Origin of the sequence: Polyangium mundeleinium (assembly GCF_028369105.1) — a bacterium.
In the GTDB taxonomy this organism is placed as follows: Bacteria; Myxococcota_A; Polyangia; order Polyangiales; family Polyangiaceae; genus Polyangium; species Polyangium mundeleinium.
Window position 1 is genome coordinate 9,956,917 of record NZ_JAQNDO010000001.1, and the last position, 15,638, is coordinate 9,972,554.

15 protein-coding genes are annotated in these 15,638 nt (G+C 71.2%); 10 read left to right on the forward strand and 5 right to left on the reverse strand.

Annotation, left to right across the window (positions count from 1 at the left end):
- Positions 1-68 precede the first annotated feature (68 nt).
- Positions 69-1,943 carry a serine/threonine-protein kinase gene (locus POL67_RS39205; RefSeq protein ID WP_271925881.1) on the forward strand — a complete coding sequence of 625 codons (1,875 nt, stop codon included), beginning with the start codon at positions 69-71 and terminating at the stop codon, positions 1,941-1,943.
- Here the strand turns inward: POL67_RS39205 and POL67_RS39210 are convergent, their stop codons facing one another.
- Positions 1,944-3,653 (reverse strand): TRM11 family SAM-dependent methyltransferase, encoded by a 1,710-nt coding sequence (locus POL67_RS39210; protein WP_271925882.1) that lies wholly within the window; start codon positions 3,651-3,653, stop codon positions 1,944-1,946.
- Between the two features lie 154 nt (positions 3,654-3,807).
- Between POL67_RS39210 and POL67_RS39215 the strand changes: the two genes are divergently transcribed.
- The 9 genes from POL67_RS39215 to POL67_RS39255 all read left to right on the forward strand — a co-directional run bounded on the left by POL67_RS39215 (position 3,808) and on the right by POL67_RS39255 (position 12,091).
- A complete protein-coding gene (locus tag POL67_RS39215) occupies positions 3,808-4,725 on the forward strand; it encodes an XdhC family protein (RefSeq protein ID WP_271925883.1) in 918 nt (305 codons plus the stop codon).
- Entirely contained in the window at positions 4,722-5,357 is a 636-nt protein-coding gene (locus POL67_RS39220) for a nucleotidyltransferase family protein (RefSeq protein ID WP_271925885.1), read from the forward strand. The genes POL67_RS39215 and POL67_RS39220 overlap by 4 nt, the downstream gene beginning before the upstream one ends.
- Before the next feature lie 18 nt (positions 5,358-5,375).
- Positions 5,376-6,437 carry an ADP-ribosylglycohydrolase family protein gene (locus tag POL67_RS39225; protein ID WP_271925887.1) on the forward strand — a complete coding sequence of 354 codons (1,062 nt, stop codon included), beginning with the start codon at positions 5,376-5,378 and terminating at the stop codon, positions 6,435-6,437.
- Between the two features lie 101 nt (positions 6,438-6,538).
- Entirely contained in the window at positions 6,539-8,758 is a 2,220-nt protein-coding gene (locus tag POL67_RS39230) for a xanthine dehydrogenase family protein molybdopterin-binding subunit (protein WP_271925889.1), read from the forward strand.
- A 38-nt stretch (positions 8,759-8,796) separates the two neighbouring features.
- The gene (gene gloA, locus POL67_RS39235; RefSeq protein WP_271925890.1) at positions 8,797-9,189 is read left to right on the forward strand and encodes a lactoylglutathione lyase; all 393 of its coding nucleotides are present in this window, start codon (positions 8,797-8,799) and stop codon (positions 9,187-9,189) included.
- Positions 9,190-9,191: 2 nt separating this feature from the next.
- Positions 9,192-9,671, forward strand: a complete 480-nt coding sequence (locus tag POL67_RS39240; protein WP_271925892.1) for a (2Fe-2S)-binding protein — start codon at positions 9,192-9,194, stop codon at positions 9,669-9,671.
- A complete protein-coding gene (locus POL67_RS39245; protein ID WP_271925893.1) occupies positions 9,668-10,564 on the forward strand; it encodes an FAD binding domain-containing protein in 897 nt (298 codons plus the stop codon). Before POL67_RS39240 ends, POL67_RS39245 begins: the two co-directional genes overlap by 4 nt.
- A 35-nt stretch (positions 10,565-10,599) precedes the next feature.
- Entirely contained in the window at positions 10,600-11,106 is a 507-nt protein-coding gene (locus POL67_RS39250; protein ID WP_271925894.1) for a GNAT family N-acetyltransferase, read from the forward strand.
- Between the two features lie 61 nt (positions 11,107-11,167).
- Complete coding sequence (locus POL67_RS39255; RefSeq protein ID WP_271925895.1) at positions 11,168-12,091, forward strand: hypothetical protein; 924 nt, start codon at positions 11,168-11,170, stop codon at positions 12,089-12,091.
- A 271-nt stretch (positions 12,092-12,362) separates the two neighbouring features.
- Here the strand turns inward: POL67_RS39255 and POL67_RS39260 are convergent, their stop codons facing one another.
- The 4 genes from POL67_RS39260 to POL67_RS39275 all read right to left on the reverse strand — a co-directional run bounded on the left by POL67_RS39260 (position 12,363) and on the right by POL67_RS39275 (position 15,621).
- The gene (locus POL67_RS39260) at positions 12,363-13,154 is read right to left on the reverse strand and encodes a DUF1554 domain-containing protein (RefSeq protein WP_271925896.1); all 792 of its coding nucleotides are present in this window, start codon (positions 13,152-13,154) and stop codon (positions 12,363-12,365) included.
- A gap of 69 nt (positions 13,155-13,223) precedes the next feature.
- Positions 13,224-14,240 carry a PAS domain-containing protein gene (locus POL67_RS39265; protein ID WP_271925897.1) on the reverse strand — a complete coding sequence of 339 codons (1,017 nt, stop codon included), beginning with the start codon at positions 14,238-14,240 and terminating at the stop codon, positions 13,224-13,226.
- Positions 14,237-15,082, reverse strand: coding sequence for a DUF4388 domain-containing protein (locus POL67_RS39270; RefSeq protein ID WP_271925898.1), 846 nt, complete (start codon positions 15,080-15,082; stop codon positions 14,237-14,239). Before POL67_RS39270 ends, POL67_RS39265 begins: the two co-directional genes overlap by 4 nt.
- A gap of 137 nt (positions 15,083-15,219) precedes the next feature.
- Entirely contained in the window at positions 15,220-15,621 is a 402-nt protein-coding gene (locus tag POL67_RS39275; protein WP_271925899.1) for a hypothetical protein, read from the reverse strand.
- Positions 15,622-15,638 lie beyond the last annotated feature (17 nt).

The window sequence follows — 15,638 nt, forward strand, 5'->3', positions numbered from 1 at the left end:
TTTTCCCACGAGCGAACGAGCGTCGTCGTAGACGACGGGTCGCTCCGGCACCTAGGCTGAGGACTTCGGTGGAAACGCTTGCGGATCGGATTGCACGTGACGGCCCGTTGAACGAGCTCGACGCCGTCGGCTGGACCATCCGGCTCACGAAGAAGCTCGAGGCGCTGCACTCGCGCGGGCAGGCGCACGGCGGCGTGTCGCCCGCGGCCGTCAAGACAGCAGCCGTGCCGCGCACCTCGCTCGGGATGCTCATCGCAGGCCCCTCCGCGCCGAGCCGAACCGACTTCCACTCGCCGGAGCGGGTCCTCAAAGGAACCAAGGCGCTCGCCGACGACACATGGGCCGCCGCCGCGACGCTCTACACGCTTCTGACGGGCGCGAGCCCCTTCCACGCGAGCGACGAGGACGGCATCCGGCAGAAGATCGTGTCGACGTCCCCCGCGCCGCTCTCGTCGTTCGACGTCGGCGACGATGATCTGCAGCACATCCTCGATGCCGCGTTCGAGCGCGATGCGAGCCGCCGCGCCTCGACGATCACCGCGCTCCGGCAAGCGCTCGAGTCGTGGCACCCGGATGCGACGGTGAAGGATCTGCCGGCGCTCGCCGACGATCAGCCGGAGGACGACGACGAGGACGACGCGCGCACGGTCATGCGGCAGATGCCCGCGATGCAGGCGGTGGCGCGCGCGGCGATGGCGAAACGCGAGGCGGGCCCGGCGTCGGCTCCGCGCGCGTCGGCGCAGACGGTGCCCAACATGCCGGCGGTCACCGCGCTCGCGGCCGCGACGGTGCCCGGCGCGCCGCTGCCGAAGGCGCACGATCTGCTGGAAGACGACGACGAGAACGCGAAGACGTCGCTCATGAAGGTGCCGATGGTGCCGGGGCGAAAGCCGGCGCCCGCCGGGGCGAACCTCGCGCCCGTCGCGCCCGCCGCGCCGGCCTCCACGAGGGGACCCGCGTCGGCCGGCGTGCGTCCGGTCGTACCGCAGCCAGGCCCCGCGTTCGGCATGATGGGCCGCGCGGCCGGAGGCCCCGCCGCGCGCGCAGCCGTGCGCCCCGCCGTCGGCGCGCGCCCCGCGCAGCCCGCCCCCGCCGCGGCCCCCAAGACCCCGCTCGCGCCGCCGGTGAGCGGCATCTCCCGCGAGGCGGTCTTCGACGACGGCGACGATGACGACGCCACGGTGATGCGCGAGGCGCCGCTCGAGCTGCTCATGCAGACGACGAACGACGGCGGCGGGGAGGCCGATCGCGCGACGCCCGTGAACCCGATCTCGGCCGAGGTCGCAGCGGCCGCCGCGGGTTCGGGTTTCCGCGACGAACCCACGCCACCCGCGCACCACGCCATCGACGACGAGGCGACGGTGATGCGCGACATGCCGGAGCCGCCGCCCCCACGGGAGTCCGCGCCCATGCCGGTGCCCATGCCGGCGCCCGAGGTGCGCGCGCCCGAGCCGACGATGGTGCTGCCGGAGGAGAGCTCGTCGACGTCGCTGCCGGCGAACCTCGCGGATCTCGCGCCGCAGCCGCACGCGCTTCCGGATCTTTTCGGGAGCGTCGCGGACGAGCGGCCGCCGCTCTCGCCGGAGCAAGCGATGCGCGCCGCCGCGATGCCTCCGCCCGCGCAAGCGCCGTTCGCCATCGCGCGGGAGAGCGCGCCTTCGCCCCTCGCCATTGCGCGAGAAAGCGCGCCTTCGCCCCTCGCCATCGCGCGGGAGAGCGCGCCTTCGCCCCTCGCCATCGTGCGAGAAAGCGCGCCTTCGCCCCTCGCCATCGCACGAGAAAGCGCGCCTTCGCCGCGCGTCACGCCGCCCCCGCCGATCGCGATGCAGCCGGCGCAGCCCGCGCCGCCGAGCGCCGCAAAGGGCTTGCTCCTCGGCATGCTCTTCGCGCTCGTGCTGCTCCTCGCGGGCGTCGGCGTTTACTTCGCGTTCCTGAAGAAGTGATCAGCGCCGGCCCGGAGCGCGGGGCCTTCCCCGGCGCTCCGGCTCGCGCGGCGCCCTCGGGCCACGGTCGAAATCGCGTTCGTTTCTCCGTCGCGTGTTGATCAGGAGCTGAAGCTCCGCGTCGAAGCCGCCCATGTCGAGGCGCTGCACGAACGCACGTTCGAGCCCGAGTTCCCGCGCGGCGCGCGCGCTCTGCGCGGGCAGCGGCGAGATCCACGCGATGCGGCCGCCCGGGACGAGGACCTCCGCGACGTGCGCGAGGAACCGATCGAAAAACTCGTGCAGGTCGATCCCGCGCAGCACGCGCCGTCCCATCGGCGGGTTCGTCAGGACGACCGTCGGCGGCGCGCCGCGCGGCACGAACGAGAGCGCGTCGCCCCGCACGAGCACGGCGTCCTCGATGCCCACCGCCGCGAGGTTCTGGCGGGCCGCTTCGAGCGCGGCGGCGGCCATGTCCGTGCCGAGCAGGCGCGCGTACGGGCCGGCGAGTACGCGCTCGCAAAGCTCGGTGCCCGAACCGACGAAGGGATCCCACACGACGTCGTCTGCGTGGACGCCCGCGATCCGCACGAGCGCGGCGGCGATCGTCGGGTGCGAGGCCGCGGGCACGTCACGCTCGCGGTACGTGAAACGAGGATCCTCGACGCGCGGGCAGAGCTCGACCTCGATCGCCGGACGATCCGGCAGCTCGTGCACGAGCGCCTCCCACGTGCTCTCGGTCGGGTCGTTGACGAGCTTCGGGTTCGCCGCGGCGATCGCCTCGGCCGCGCGCCAGATGCTCGCACGGCGCTTGCCGCCGCCGGCCCAGGCGATCCGGAAGCGGATGGGGCCGGAGGTGAAATGCTCGAGCAAACGGAGGGCCTCGGGCGACGTGAGCGAGCGCGCGACGGCCTCGGCGACGTCGCCCGAGGGATCGAGCGGCACGGGCGGGAGCGGGAAGCCGAAGAAGAGCATGGTCCGCGCATCGAAGAGGCGCTCGGGAGGGCCGACGAGCGTGGCGAGCACGCGGTCTTCGCGGCCGTCCGGCGCGAGGCGAGGCGCGAGCCGGACGTCGATCTCGTCGCGCAGGATCGGCGCGAGGCCCGCGCGGCAGTGGAGCGCGACGGGCACGGGCGAGGGCGCGGACTTGTGGACCTCGAAGGTCGAGGGGACCTCGCGGCCCGCGGTTCGTTGCGCCATGAGCGAGGCCTTTGCCGTCGCGCGCGCGAGGAGCTCGTCGCCGCTCGTGTCGATCTGCCGGAGCGCGCGGGCGGCTTCGTCGCCGCCCGTCTTGCCGAGCGCCGCGGCCATCGCGCGCCGCGCGGGAGCGTCGTTCTCCGCAGCGAGCGCGGCCGCGAGCGCGTTCGCCACCTCGGGGCCACGGAGCTTGCCGAGCGCGTTCGCGGCGAAGCGGCGCGCCCGCGGATCCGCATCACCGAGCGCGCCGATCAGGAACGCTGACAGCTCGGGCTCGGCATGCTCGACTGCGACCTTCCCGACGAACGCGACGAGCCGCGCGCGTGGTTTCGTCTCGGCCGTGCGCGCGCGCTCCATCGCGACACGCGCGGCCTCTGCACCGAGGCGCAGGAGCGATCGTTCCGCGTCGTCCGTGCGCTCGCCCTCCTCCGCGACGAGCTCGACCAGCGCGGCCGCGTCGCTCCTGCGCGGCGAGAAGCCGGGGTCGCAGACCGCCTCTTCCAGACGGAAATCCGGGGCTCTGCGCGCCGTCATGTCCTGGCCTCGCTCGCCCTGCGCGCGCCGCGCGCCACCTCGACTCGCCGTTCGTCCACGGCGCGAGGATACGGCGCGCGGGCTCTTTCGCCACTGCTTCGGGCGCGGGATGCCTTTCCCGCCCCCGGTTCCGCCGCTACACTCGGCGCATCCGGTGCTCGACGTATCCACGGTCATCCCTCGCACCGCGCCTCCCCCCGAGGTGCTGCGGGCCTCGCTCGATGCGCTCGAGCGAGGCGAACGTGTCGTCGTCGCCACGGTGATCGCCCGGCAAGGCTCCGCGCCTTGTACGCCCGGACAAAAGCTCGTGCTCTTCCAAACCGGCGCGGCGATCGGGACCGTTGGAGGCGGCGCTGTCGAGCGCGCGGTCCTCGCTGCGATGGCCACGTCGCTCGACGCGGCCGCGCCTGCTCCGCGCGTCGACACCTTCCGCCTCGGGCCCTCGCTCGGCATGTGCTGCGGCGGCTCCGCCGAGATCCTGATCGAGCCCCTCTCCCCCGACCTCTCGGTGCTCGTCGTCGGCGCCGGGCACGTCGGGGTCTACCTCGCGCCGCTGCTCGCCTCGCTCGGGTTCGGCGTGACGCTCTGCGATGCGCGCGAGATCGCGGCCGATCCTGCACGTTTGCCGCGACCGGCCGCCGGCCCCGACGGCGCAGGCGCGCCTCGCTTGCGCCTCTTCCAGGCCGATCACGACGACCCCGAGGTCCGCGCCTCCCTCCCTGCGGACCTCAACCGCTCCGCCGCGCTCGTCATGACGCACGATCATCAGCTCGATCAGGCGGCGATCGAGTGGGCCCTCGGCGCCGGCTTCGGGTTCGTCGGCGGCGTCGGCAGCCGCGCGAAGGCGGCTCGGACGCGCGCGCGGCTCGAAACCAAGGGCGTCGCGGCGGCGGACATCGCGCGCGTCCGTATGCCGCTCGGCGTGGACGTGGGCGCGCGTCTCCCGGCGGAGATCGGCGTCGCGATCGCGGCCGAGCTCGTGTCGTGGCGCGCGGGCCTCTCCGGCGCGCGCCGCGGCGCGCGGGGCCATGGGCACGGCGAGGCCGAGAAGGAAAAGGAAGAAGACGCATGACGAACACCGTGTCGATCGTGCTCGCGGCCGGAAAAGGCATGCGCCTCGGCGGACCGAAGGCGCTGCTCCTCTGGCCCGGGCTGCCTGGGCAGAAACCGCGGCCGCTCGCGATCGCGCACGCCGAGGCCCGCCTCTCGGCCGAGTCGTCGCGGGTCGTCGTCGTCGCGCGCAAGCCCATCGTGCAGGCGCTCATCCCGTTCGTCCGTCCCGGCCTCGACCTGCTCGTCTCCGACGCGGACGACGAGCTCGGCCCCGCGGGCTCCATCGCCACGGCCGTCCAGCGCATCGCCGCGAACGACCGCGTGCTCGTCTGCCCCGTCGACACGTTGCCCGCGCGCGCGACGACGACCGCGGCCTTGCTCGGGGCCCTCGGCGCGGATGGCGCGCCTCCACTCGCGACGCGCCCGCGGCATGGCGGCCGCGCGGGGCACCCTGTCGCGCTGCAAGGCCACGCGCTCGATCGGTATCGCCAGCCGAACCCGCCTCCGCTGCGGGATCACGTCCACGCGCTCGGCGGCGACCTTCGTGACGTCGACGTCGACGATGCCGACGTGCTCGTGGACATCAACACGCCCGCCGAGGCGATGCGGTACCTACGCGCGCCGCCCACGTTCCTCGGCGACGGCCCCTAGACCGGAGAGGAGCTCCTCGTGGACGAGACACCGCTTGCATCTGGATCCCGGCGCGCGTGGGCGCGCGGCACCTTGCTCGGGCTCGCGGTGGGCGATGCGCTCGGCACCACGCTCGAGTTCACGAAACGCGAGGCGCCCTCGTTTCCCGAGCTCGCCAAGGGCCCGCACACCGACGTCACGGGCGGCGGACCGTTCCGCGTCGCCCCTGGGCAGGTCACCGACGACACGCAGATGGCCACGTGCCTCGCGCTCAGCCTGAAGGAACACGGCCGGTATCACGCGGCCGACGTGGCGGCGCGTTACGTCGCGTGGGTGGAGCACGCCTTCGACATCGGCAACCTCACGCACGCCTCGCTCTCCATGATCGCCCGCGGCGTCTCCCTCGGCGAAGCCTCGCGCCGCGCCTGGATCCACTCCGAGCGCAAGACCGCGGGCAACGGCTCGCTCATGCGGATCGCGCCGATCGGCGTCGCGCTCGCAAGCGCCCCCGAGGCGCGCCGCATGGCTGCGCTCGCCGACAGCGCGATCACCCACTACGACCCGCGTTGCCGCATCACGTGCGCCGCGCTCTGCGCCGCGATCGCCGCGGCCGGCGCGGGACAAACCTCCGCGACGGACCTGTTCGAGGTGGTCCGCGCCGAGGTCGAAGCGGCCGCCGCGACGCTCATCGACATCGTCCCCAGCGACGGCCGTGACGTCGAGGCTGCGCGCGCCGAGCTGCGCTGGGATCTCGAGCTCGCCGTTCGGGACGATCCCGAGCTCTACGGCCCCGAGATTCACCTGCATCGCCAGCAAGGGTTCGTCCGCGTGGCATTCCGGCTCGTGCTCTGGGAGCTCCTGCACGCTCCGTCCTACGAGGCCGCGCTGATCGACGTCGTCAACCGCGGCGGCGACGCCGACACGAACGGCGCGATCACGGGCGCGCTCCTCGGCGCGCGCTTCGGCGAGGATGCGATCCCGGCGGCGTGGCGCGAGCGTGTCCTCGGTGCGCTCGCGGACCGCCCTCCGAGCGCGCTGCGTGACCTCTACCATCCGCGCCGCCTGGTCGAGCTCGCCGACAGCATCAAAGGCGCCGAATAGAAGCGTTCTCCATCGAGGCGATCCGCGGTATCGTGTCGCCCGCGATGACGACCGCCGCGCAAAACGCTTCGTCTGCCCGCCCTCCCTTCATCGGGACCAACGTGCCGCGCACCGATGGCGCGTCCAAGGTGACGGGGCGCGCCGCGTACGTCGACGACCTCCCCCGCGAGCCCGGTGAGCTCTTCGGCGCCACCGTCCGCAGCCCCGTCCCGCGCGCTCGCCTCCGCGGCATCACCCTCGATCCCGCGTTCGACTGGAGCGACGTCACCGTCGTGCGCGCCTCGGATCTCGCGGTGAACGAGGTCCAGTGCATCTCGGCCGAACAGCCGATCCTCGCGGCCGATCAGATCCGCCACGCCTACGAGCCCGTCGTCCTCCTCGCGTGCGCGGACAAACGCAAGCTCGCGCAGGCCGTGCGCGCCGTGAAGCTCGACCTCGAACCGCTCACGCCCATCCTCGACCCCGAGCAGTCGCTCGCCAAGGCCGACGTCATCTGGGGCGAGGACAACGTCCACAAGCGCTTCTCCATCACCAAGGGCCGCGCCAACCTCCCCGACGCGTCCGCCAGCACCGCTGCGATCGACGCTGCGATCGCGGGCTGCGAGGTCGTCGTCCGCGGCCGCTACACCACGCACCACCAGGAGCAGCTCTACATCGAGCCGCAGGGCGTGATCGCCCACTGGGACGAGAAGGGCGTCCACATCACCGGCTCCCTCCAGTGCCCTTATTACGTGCACAAAGCACTCGTCCACGGCTTCAAGCTCGCGGCCGATCACGTGCACGTCACGCAGGCCGTCACGGGCGGCGGGTTCGGGGGCAAGGAGGAGTATCCCTCGGTGATCGCCCTCCACGCCGCGCTGCTCGCGCAGAAGAGCGGCAAGCCCGTGCGCATGATCTACGACCGCAAGGAGGACATCGAGGCGACCACCAAGCGTCACCCGGCCATCTGCGAGATCGTCTCCGGCTGCGATCGTGATGGCACGCTCCGCGCGCTCTCCATCCGCATCCTCATGGACGGCGGCGCCTACATGACGCTCACGCCCGTCGTCCTCTCGCGCGGCGCCCTCCACGCCGCCGGCGTCTACCGCTGGGACGACGTGCGCATCGACGCCATCGCCGTCGCCACGAACACCCCGCCGAACGGCGCCTTCCGCGGCTTCGGCGCGCCCCAGACCATCTGGGCGATCGAACGACACCTCGACCGCGTCGCCGAGGAGCTCGGCCGCGACCCGATGGACCTCAAAGCGCAGAACATGTTGCGCGAGGGCGACACCACGGCGACGGGCCAGACCCTGCGTGGCTCCGTCGGCGTCGCCGAGTGCGTGGAAAAAGCCCTCGCGGCGAGCGGGTACCACGACAAACGGAAGCGCCCTCCGGCCGTCCGCGGCCGCGTCGCGCGCGGCATCGGCGCGAGCGTCTTCATGCACGGCGCGGGCTTCACCGGCTCGGGCGAGAAGTACCTCAAGGGCCGCGTCGCCGTGGATCTCCTGCCCGGCGGGCGCCTGCGCATCCGCACCGCCTCGACCGACATCGGCCAGGGCACCGAGACCGTCTTCCGCCAGATCGTCGCCGACGCCGCGGGCGTTCGCCTCGAAGACGTCGACTTCGCCGTCCCTTCGACCTCGTACGTTCCCGACTCCGGCCCCACGGTCGCGTCGCGCACCGTCATGGTCGTCGGCGGCATCGTCGAGCGCGCCGCGCGCGAGGTCGCCGCGCGTGTCCACGCCGAGCAGGCGTCGGGCGGCGGCGACTTCGTCACGGCCGCCGATCGTTTGCTCACCAAGGAACGCGAGGTCACGGCGCTCGTACAGTACGAGCATCCCGGCTGGGTCACCTGGGACGACGTCACGTACAAGGGCGACGCGTACCCCGTGTACGGCTATGCGTGTGACGTGGCCGAGGTCGAGGTCGACCTCGACACGCTCGAGGTCACGGTCACGGGCTTCTGGTCCGCGACGGACGTCGGCAAGGCGATCCACCCCGTCATGTGCAAAGGCCAGATCGAGGGCGGCAGCCTCCAGGCGATCGGCTGGGCGCTCTGGGAGGACGTCGTCTGGAAGAACGGCCTCATCCAGAACCCGCGCATGACGAACTACATCATCCCGACCGCGCTCGACGCGCCTCCCATGCACGTCGACCTCGTCGAAGCTCCGTACGCGTACGGCCCCGGCGGCGGCGCCAAGGGCGTCGGCGAGCTGCCCATGGACGGCGGCGCACCTGCGATCGCCGCGGCCGTCGCGCACGCGACGGGAATTTTCGCGCGGGATCTTCCCCTCTTGCCGGAGCGCCTCCTCGAGCTTCAGAACAGCCGCAAGGGCTGAGGCGTCTGGCCCCGCGAACCGACGGAGACATTACGACCATGCGAATCCTCCACACCATGCTCCGCGTCGGCGACCTCGACCGATCGCTCGCGTTTTACACGGACGTCCTCGGCATGAAGCTCATCCGCCGGCGCGACTATCCGGAGGGCCGGTTCACGCTCGCGTTCATCGGCTACGGCGACGAATCGGAGACCGCGGTCCTCGAGCTCACGCACAACTGGGACACGAAGAGCTACGAGATCGGCACGGGCTACGGCCACATCGCGATCCAGGTCGACGACGCGTACAAGGCCTGCGAAGAGGCCAAGAAGCGCGGCGGCAAGGTCACGCGCGAGGCGGGGCCGATGAAGCACGGCACCACCGTGATCGCGTTCGTCGAGGATCCGGACGGCTACAAGATCGAGTTCATCCAGCGCAAGGTGGAGGAATGACCTTGAAGATCACGCTCACCCTCAACGGCCTTTCGCGCGAGGTCGACCTGCCGCCGCTCGTGCGGCTGCTCGACGCGCTCCGCGGCCCGCTCGGCCTTCCGGGGACCAAGGAGGGCTGCGGCGAGGGCGAGTGTGGCTCGTGCACGGTCCTGCTCGACGGCGAGCCCGTGAACGCATGCCTCGTCTCGATCGGCCAGTGCGAAGGCCGCGCCGTCACCACCGTCGAGGGCCTCTCGGACGCGACGCACCTCGCCCCGCTCGCGCGTTGCTTCGTCGATCACGGCGGCGCGCAGTGCGGCATCTGCACCCCCGGCATGCTCATCTCGGCCGAGGCGCTCCTCGCGCGCAGGGCCGACCCGAACGACGAGGAGATCCGCGAGGCCATCGCGGGCAACCTCTGCCGCTGTACGGGCTACCAGCGCATCGTCGACAGCATCCGCGAGGCCGCGCGCGAGCGTCGGGAAGCGGGAGGGGCGTCGTGAGCCTCGCGGACCTTCCCCAGCACGACATGCGGCGCGCCGGCTCGCTCGACGCGCTCTGTGGCCTCGTCTCGGAGCGGCACACGCGCGGCGAGGCCACGGTCCTGCTCGCGGGCGGGACCGACTGGGTCGTCGAACAGGAGCTCAAGCCCCCGCGCCGCGACGCCGATCCGCTGCCCCTCGTCGTCGACGTCTCCCGCCTTTCGGAGCTCCGCGGCATCACGGCCACGCGGGGCCTCCTGCGCATCGGCGCGGCCACGACGTACCTCGAAATCCGCCGCCACCCCGTGGTCATCGAGCGCGCCCCGATGCTCGCGCACATGGCCCGCGAGCTCGGCGCGATCCAGATTCAGGCCCGCGGCACGCTCGGCGGCAACCTCGCGACGGCCTCGCCCGCGGCCGACGGCGTCGCGGCGCTCGCGGCCTACGACGCGTCGATCGTCGTGAAGAGCGTCCGCGGCGAACGCCGGATCCCCTTCTCCTCGCTGCAAACGGGGTACAAGCAAAGCACGCGCGCGCCGGACGAGGTCATCGTCGCCGTGGAGATCGCGCTCCCGCCCGAGGGATCACCCTGGATCTGGCGCAAGGTCGGCACGCGGCGGGCGCAGGCTATCTCCAAGGTCGCGCTCGCGGGCATCGCGGTGCGCTCCGAGGATCGGGTCGTACGTCTTGGCCTCGGCATGGCCTCCGTCGCCCCGGTCACCGCGACCCTCCTCCAGACGCGCGCCCTCGTCCTCGCGACGCCCCTCTCCGCGCTCACCGCCGACGCCCTCGACGCCGCCGTCCTCGCGGACATCGCGCCCATCGACGACGTCCGCTCGACGCGAGAGTACCGCATCCACGCCGCGAAGGCCGTCGTACGGGGATTCCTCCGCGACCTCGGCGCGCCGGTCTGAAAATCGGTTGACCCGCCAAACCCGCTTCCCCTCCCATGACTGACCCCTTCTCCTTTCGCCCCATCCGGCCCGAGGACGATCCTGCGATCGCCGCGATCATCCGCGCCGTGATGCCCGAGTTTGGCGCGGACGGGCCTGGGTTTGCCATTCACGACCCCGAGGTCTCGGCCATGAGCGTGGCGTATTCCGGGCCTCGCTCCGCCTATTTCGTCGTCGAAATGGATGGCCGGGTCGTGGGCGGCGCGGGGATCGGCCCGCTCGAAGGCGGCGACGCGGATACGGCGGAGCTGCGCAAGATGTACTTTTTGCGCGAGGCGCGCGGCAAGGGAATGGGCGAGCGCCTGCTCCAGCACATCCTCGGGGTCGCGCGGGAGCGTGGTTTCGCTCGCGTCTACCTGGAGACGCTCACGGGCATGGATTCCGCGATGCGCCTCTACGAGCGCCTCGGCTTTCGCCGCCTCGATCGGCAGCTCGGATCCACCGGACACCACGGCTGCAATCGTTTCTACATGCGCGATCTGGTGCCCGCGGTGACCACCTGATCCATGGGACAACGCTGCTCCTGACTTGATTTTTGGGGGCGCGGATGGCTTTACTGCGCCCATGAACGGTCTTCGAGCGTTTTCCCTCGTCTTCTTGCTCGCCACGAGCGCCGTCGCTTGCTCTGCCCCGAAGCCCGAGCCTGAAATCGCCTCCTCGGCGACGCAGCCCGGATACGCGCAGGACTATCCGACCGTCGTGCAGCAGATCGTCAAGGACTTCGGCCGCGACGACGACGATGCGCGGACGCTCACCTCGGGTTTTTCCGAGTACCCGAAGGGCCTCAAGGCGCCCGACTGGAGCGTCGTTGGCGACATTCACCGCACCGCGAACGACGCGGGCCGGAGCCACGCGTACGTCGAGCGCAACCGCGAGGTCCAGGGCGCGGCGGCGTTTTTCCTCGCCGAGCAGGACGAAATCGTCAAGAAGGTCGGCGGCTCGGCCACGTATGCGGCCAAGCAAAAGGGCTGCGAGGTCGACCTCTCGGGGGTCGTCAGCAAATCGCTCACCGATTCCGTCGGCAAGCAGCTCGAAAAGCGGCTCCGCGAGCGGAACGAGGCCCACTCCATCATCGACCGGCACCGGACCGAGCTCGGCAAGGAGGATGCGGCCACGCTCGAAGAGCAAGCCGATCAGATCAGCCGCGCGAGTTACCTCGTGCACATCGCGATGGTCGAGGAGAAGGTGCGCCTGCGCGCGCTCATCGAAGAAGCCGAGCAGGTGAAGAAGACGCTCGACGATTACATCGCCCGGGAGCGCGCCTCGCAGGGCAAGGGCAAAGAGGCGGACCAGAAGGCGAGCGAGGCGCGGATCACGCGTGCCCAGGAGAGCAAGGCGCAGATCGACGGCTCGCTGACCCAGGCCCGGGAGATGGAGAAGAAGATGGAGGAGCGCGTCACGGCCGCGCAGAAGCGGCACGCGGACGCGCTGAACGCGCTGCTCGCCGACGTGGACAAACGGGCGAAGGACGCCGGCCAGAAAAAATGACGCAACTGCCGGGGGCCTCCGGTCGATGGAGCGAGGGTGAGGACAACCCCTCGCTCCCCTGGAGGTCTCCCGTGCCCTCGTTTTTCCCCTTCCCCGGTTCAGGACAAACGCATCCTCCGGCCCCCTCCGCCGACATTCCGGCGCCGCGGCCCGCGCAGGCCGATCCCACGCTCGAATCCGTGCCTCCGCCGAACGGCGGCGACATGGACCTCGCGTGGGATGACACGCAGCCCATAAGTTTGATTCCGGTGGAGCGCCCCGGTGGGGCCGCTCAATCCGCAGCGAAGCAGTAGACGCGCCCATTGCCGCCCTTCGGGGCGGTATCGCCGCAATTGCCGTTGACGTGCACCGAATTCCACGGCCTGTACATCTCGGCATCACTCATGTTGGGACCGAGCCCATCGCTATGACCCACCTGCGCGGTCATGGCGGGGTCTTCGGAGGTCCAGTCCGCGCAGGTTTGCCCGGGGACGAGCGTGCCGTCCCGCGCCGTGCCGGTGAGCACATCGTGCTGATTCGGCTGGGGGGAACCCTCCCACTGACCCGGCACCATCTCGCCCTTTTCGTCGAGGAACACGGTGTGATCGCCGTACCTCTCGTGCAGCTCGGTCAGGTTCGCCGCCACGAGCGCGCCCTTCGCGTTGTACCAGGGGCCGGCGCCAATCCTGTCCTTGGCGTGCACGGGCTGGTTGTTCGGGCCATTCTCGACGCTGAGATAAGCGCGCCACGTCTTCGCCCCGGCGCCGACCGCGGTGGCCAGGTCCTGGCACCTCTTGTCCGCCCCGGCGAGCCCGCCCAGGTTGGCTGTCGTGCTCCCGGTGCTGGAGACGAAGAAGCTGAGCCCCTTCGCTTCGCTCCCACCAGCGCCGCCCATGCCGCCGGTGCCGCCCATGCCGCCGGCGCCACCATTGCCGCCGGTGCCGGAGCCTGTGCTGCTGGAGCTGGAGCCGCTCCCGACGGAGCTATCGCCCAGGCTCTCGCTGCACCCTACGGCGGCGAGCGTGAGGCCAAGACCGAGGAGGACGCCGAAGCTGCGAAGGTGATGCGTGCCGGATCGTTTCATGGAAGCCTCCTGAGGAAGTATCGAGTCGAGGCGGCAGAATCGCGTGTACGCGGCGGCGCGTCCAGCGTGTCACCCGCGGCTGGACGACTCCGAGGCTCCCGTGAGGTGCACGCGTGCGCTGGACGCCAGCTCGCGCTGACGATCCTCGGATGGGACCGGACAAACGTCGACGATCCACGGCATCACGTGCAGTTCGAGGTGTTCCGCGAAGCTCGCCTGGCAGGGCTCGCCGAGGCACGCGCCCATCGCGGCCGCGAGCAAGGCGCCATAAAAGAGCGCCGTCTCCGTCGTCGGGCCCTCGAATGGCGGGCGCAGCTCGCAACGCGCGCGCTTTTGCTCGGACCACACCGCCCCCTCGATGGCCACGCGACCGAGCCCGGCCCGCGCGAGCACCCCGTCGAGCGCGCCCGGCGCGAGCACCGCCACACGCCCTCCCTCGCGCGCTTGCGCGTCGGCCTCGGACGCGACGACCAGGGCCATCGCGCGCCCCACGTGCTCGCCGAGCTCGATCGCGCCGCGCGGTCCGAGCCGCTCGAGCAACGCCGGCAGCGCGTCGAGCAGCACCGGCAAGAGCCCGCCCAGCGTCCCCAGGCTCTTCTGCAAATCGTGGCCGGCCTGGCTCGCGCCCACCTCGACCCCTGGACGTCGCACCACGGTCATGAAGATCCGCGCCTCCGCGCCTTCCTGCACGAGCGGCAATGTCACCACGGGCGGCGCCTTGACGAACTGCACGGCCACATCCTGCACGCCGTGCATGAAAGAGAACCGAAAGCGAAAACTCTCCGAAAGGCGCGCCTCGTCCTGCACGAGCGCCCGGAAACGCCCGTAAAACGCCTCCACCCGCGTGCAAGGCGCGACCTCCTTGAACCAGTTTTTCCCGACGACCCGCTCGGGCGGCAGGCGCGAAAGGGCAGATTCGTAGCGGTTGTACAGCAGGATCGTGCCGACCTCGTCGAGGACCACGAACCCGTAGGGCAGATCGTCGACCTCCGCTTTCGACATGCCGGCGAGACGCTCAACAGCGTCGAGCGTGCCGTCCTCCGACACCATGGCGGCCTGCACGGCCTGGTAGAAGCCACTGCTCAACGAACACCTCCGTCTCGAATTCGGAACGCCTCACCCCATCCCCCCTTGTCGAGCAATCGCATCAGGCCCCCGAGCATCTCGGGGACGTAATACCGCTGAAAACGCGCCTCATGGAACATCGAGGCGGCCTCGAAGACGGAAAAAACCCACGTGGCGACCGCCTTCGGGATCGCCGACCGCGCCCGCTCCACGCCCGCCACCGTTACCAGGCCGTCCGCCGAGATCCGGAACGCCTCCATCGCCGGATGCGACGCGGCCGTGCGGGTCCAGGCCGTTTGCATGATCGACGACGCGAGCTTTGGCCCCAGCCATTTGCGCGTGTACACCGAGCACGCATTCATCACGGCCGCGGCCAGCGCCACCTCCGTCGCATGGCCTTCCAGCATCACCGGGCGCAGCGACACGGGCGGCGTCTCGGAGGGCGCCGGGCGCGGCGGCGGCGACGACGAACCACGCTCGTCGAGCGCGATCACGTGGAACACCGCCTGGGAAAACCCTCGAATGGCGGCGAGCGTCGCCTCGACGTCGGCGTCCGGCGGCGCTCCATCGGCGCTGGCGCGCAGCACACGCCCTCGCTCCAGGACGATTTCGCCCCACCGCTTGACGGACCGCACCTCCACGACACACGTCCGCCCCCGAGAGCCCAGGGAGCCGAGCAGGTCGTCGAGCCCGACCTCGTCGAGTTGGCCTCGGAGGATGAGCCGACTTCGTGCGCGGTCCGAAGGGACGCCCGCCCGATCGCCCCGACCGGCGTCGCTGGCCGCCCCCCCGAACCACGCTCCTCCCCCCTCTCCGAGGGCGGCGTTGTCGAACATGAGCACTCCCTTCCCTTGCTTGTACATGGTTCGTACAATGTTAGGGAAAGGGTGTCCAGCAGGTTTTTCAGCTTCTCCAGGCAGAAGGAGCCGTACGGGGCTCGCCGACGCCGGCTTGGACGTAGAAGGTTCGTCCAATGTCGACGCGAGGAGGACGGGGAGGGCTACTCCTTCGTGTGTCCCGGCGTCGGGGCGAGGGCCTTCCGGATCTCCTCCTCGCGCGCGGCCCGCGCGTGCTTCCGGGCCTCCACGATCGACTCGATGGCGAGGTTCGCCTCGATGTCGTCCGCGAGCTCGTCCGCTGCGATCCGCGCGATCGCTTCGAGCCGCGACCCGAGCCGCGTCCGCAGCCGCTCCTTGATGGCTTCCTTGAGAAGCTCGCGCGCCGCCACGCGTGTCAGCGCCGCGGCCTCGCTGGAGAGAACCTTCGAGATTTCGAGGTCGAGGAACTCCGTGCCCTTGGGCCCCTCGGACCGCCGCTGCCCCTCGGACCGCCGCCCTTCACGGTGGTCCTCGCCTTGCCGCTCGCCCTGCCCTTCCGGCCCTTCCCTGCGATGATCGTGCATGTCGCCTCCGATCGTAG

Bases quoted from the DNA above. Each gene is read 5' to 3' on its own strand.
- gloA (WP_271925890.1), top strand. From the start codon at position 8,797: ATGCGAATCCTCCACACCATGCTCCGCGTCGGCGACCTCGACCGATCG.
- POL67_RS39270 (WP_271925898.1), bottom strand. From the start codon at position 15,082: ATGTACAAGCAAGGGAAGGGAGTGCTCATGTTCGACAACGCCGCCCTC.
- POL67_RS39220 (WP_271925885.1), top strand. From the start codon at position 4,722: ATGACGAACACCGTGTCGATCGTGCTCGCGGCCGGAAAAGGCATGCGC.
- POL67_RS39260 (WP_271925896.1), bottom strand. From the start codon at position 13,154: ATGAAACGATCCGGCACGCATCACCTTCGCAGCTTCGGCGTCCTCCTC.
- POL67_RS39255 (WP_271925895.1), top strand. From the start codon at position 11,168: ATGAACGGTCTTCGAGCGTTTTCCCTCGTCTTCTTGCTCGCCACGAGC.
- POL67_RS39210 (WP_271925882.1), bottom strand. From the start codon at position 3,653: ATGACGGCGCGCAGAGCCCCGGATTTCCGTCTGGAAGAGGCGGTCTGC.
- POL67_RS39250 (WP_271925894.1), top strand. From the start codon at position 10,600: ATGACTGACCCCTTCTCCTTTCGCCCCATCCGGCCCGAGGACGATCCT.
- POL67_RS39275 (WP_271925899.1), bottom strand. From the start codon at position 15,621: ATGCACGATCATCGCAGGGAAGGGCCGGAAGGGCAGGGCGAGCGGCAA.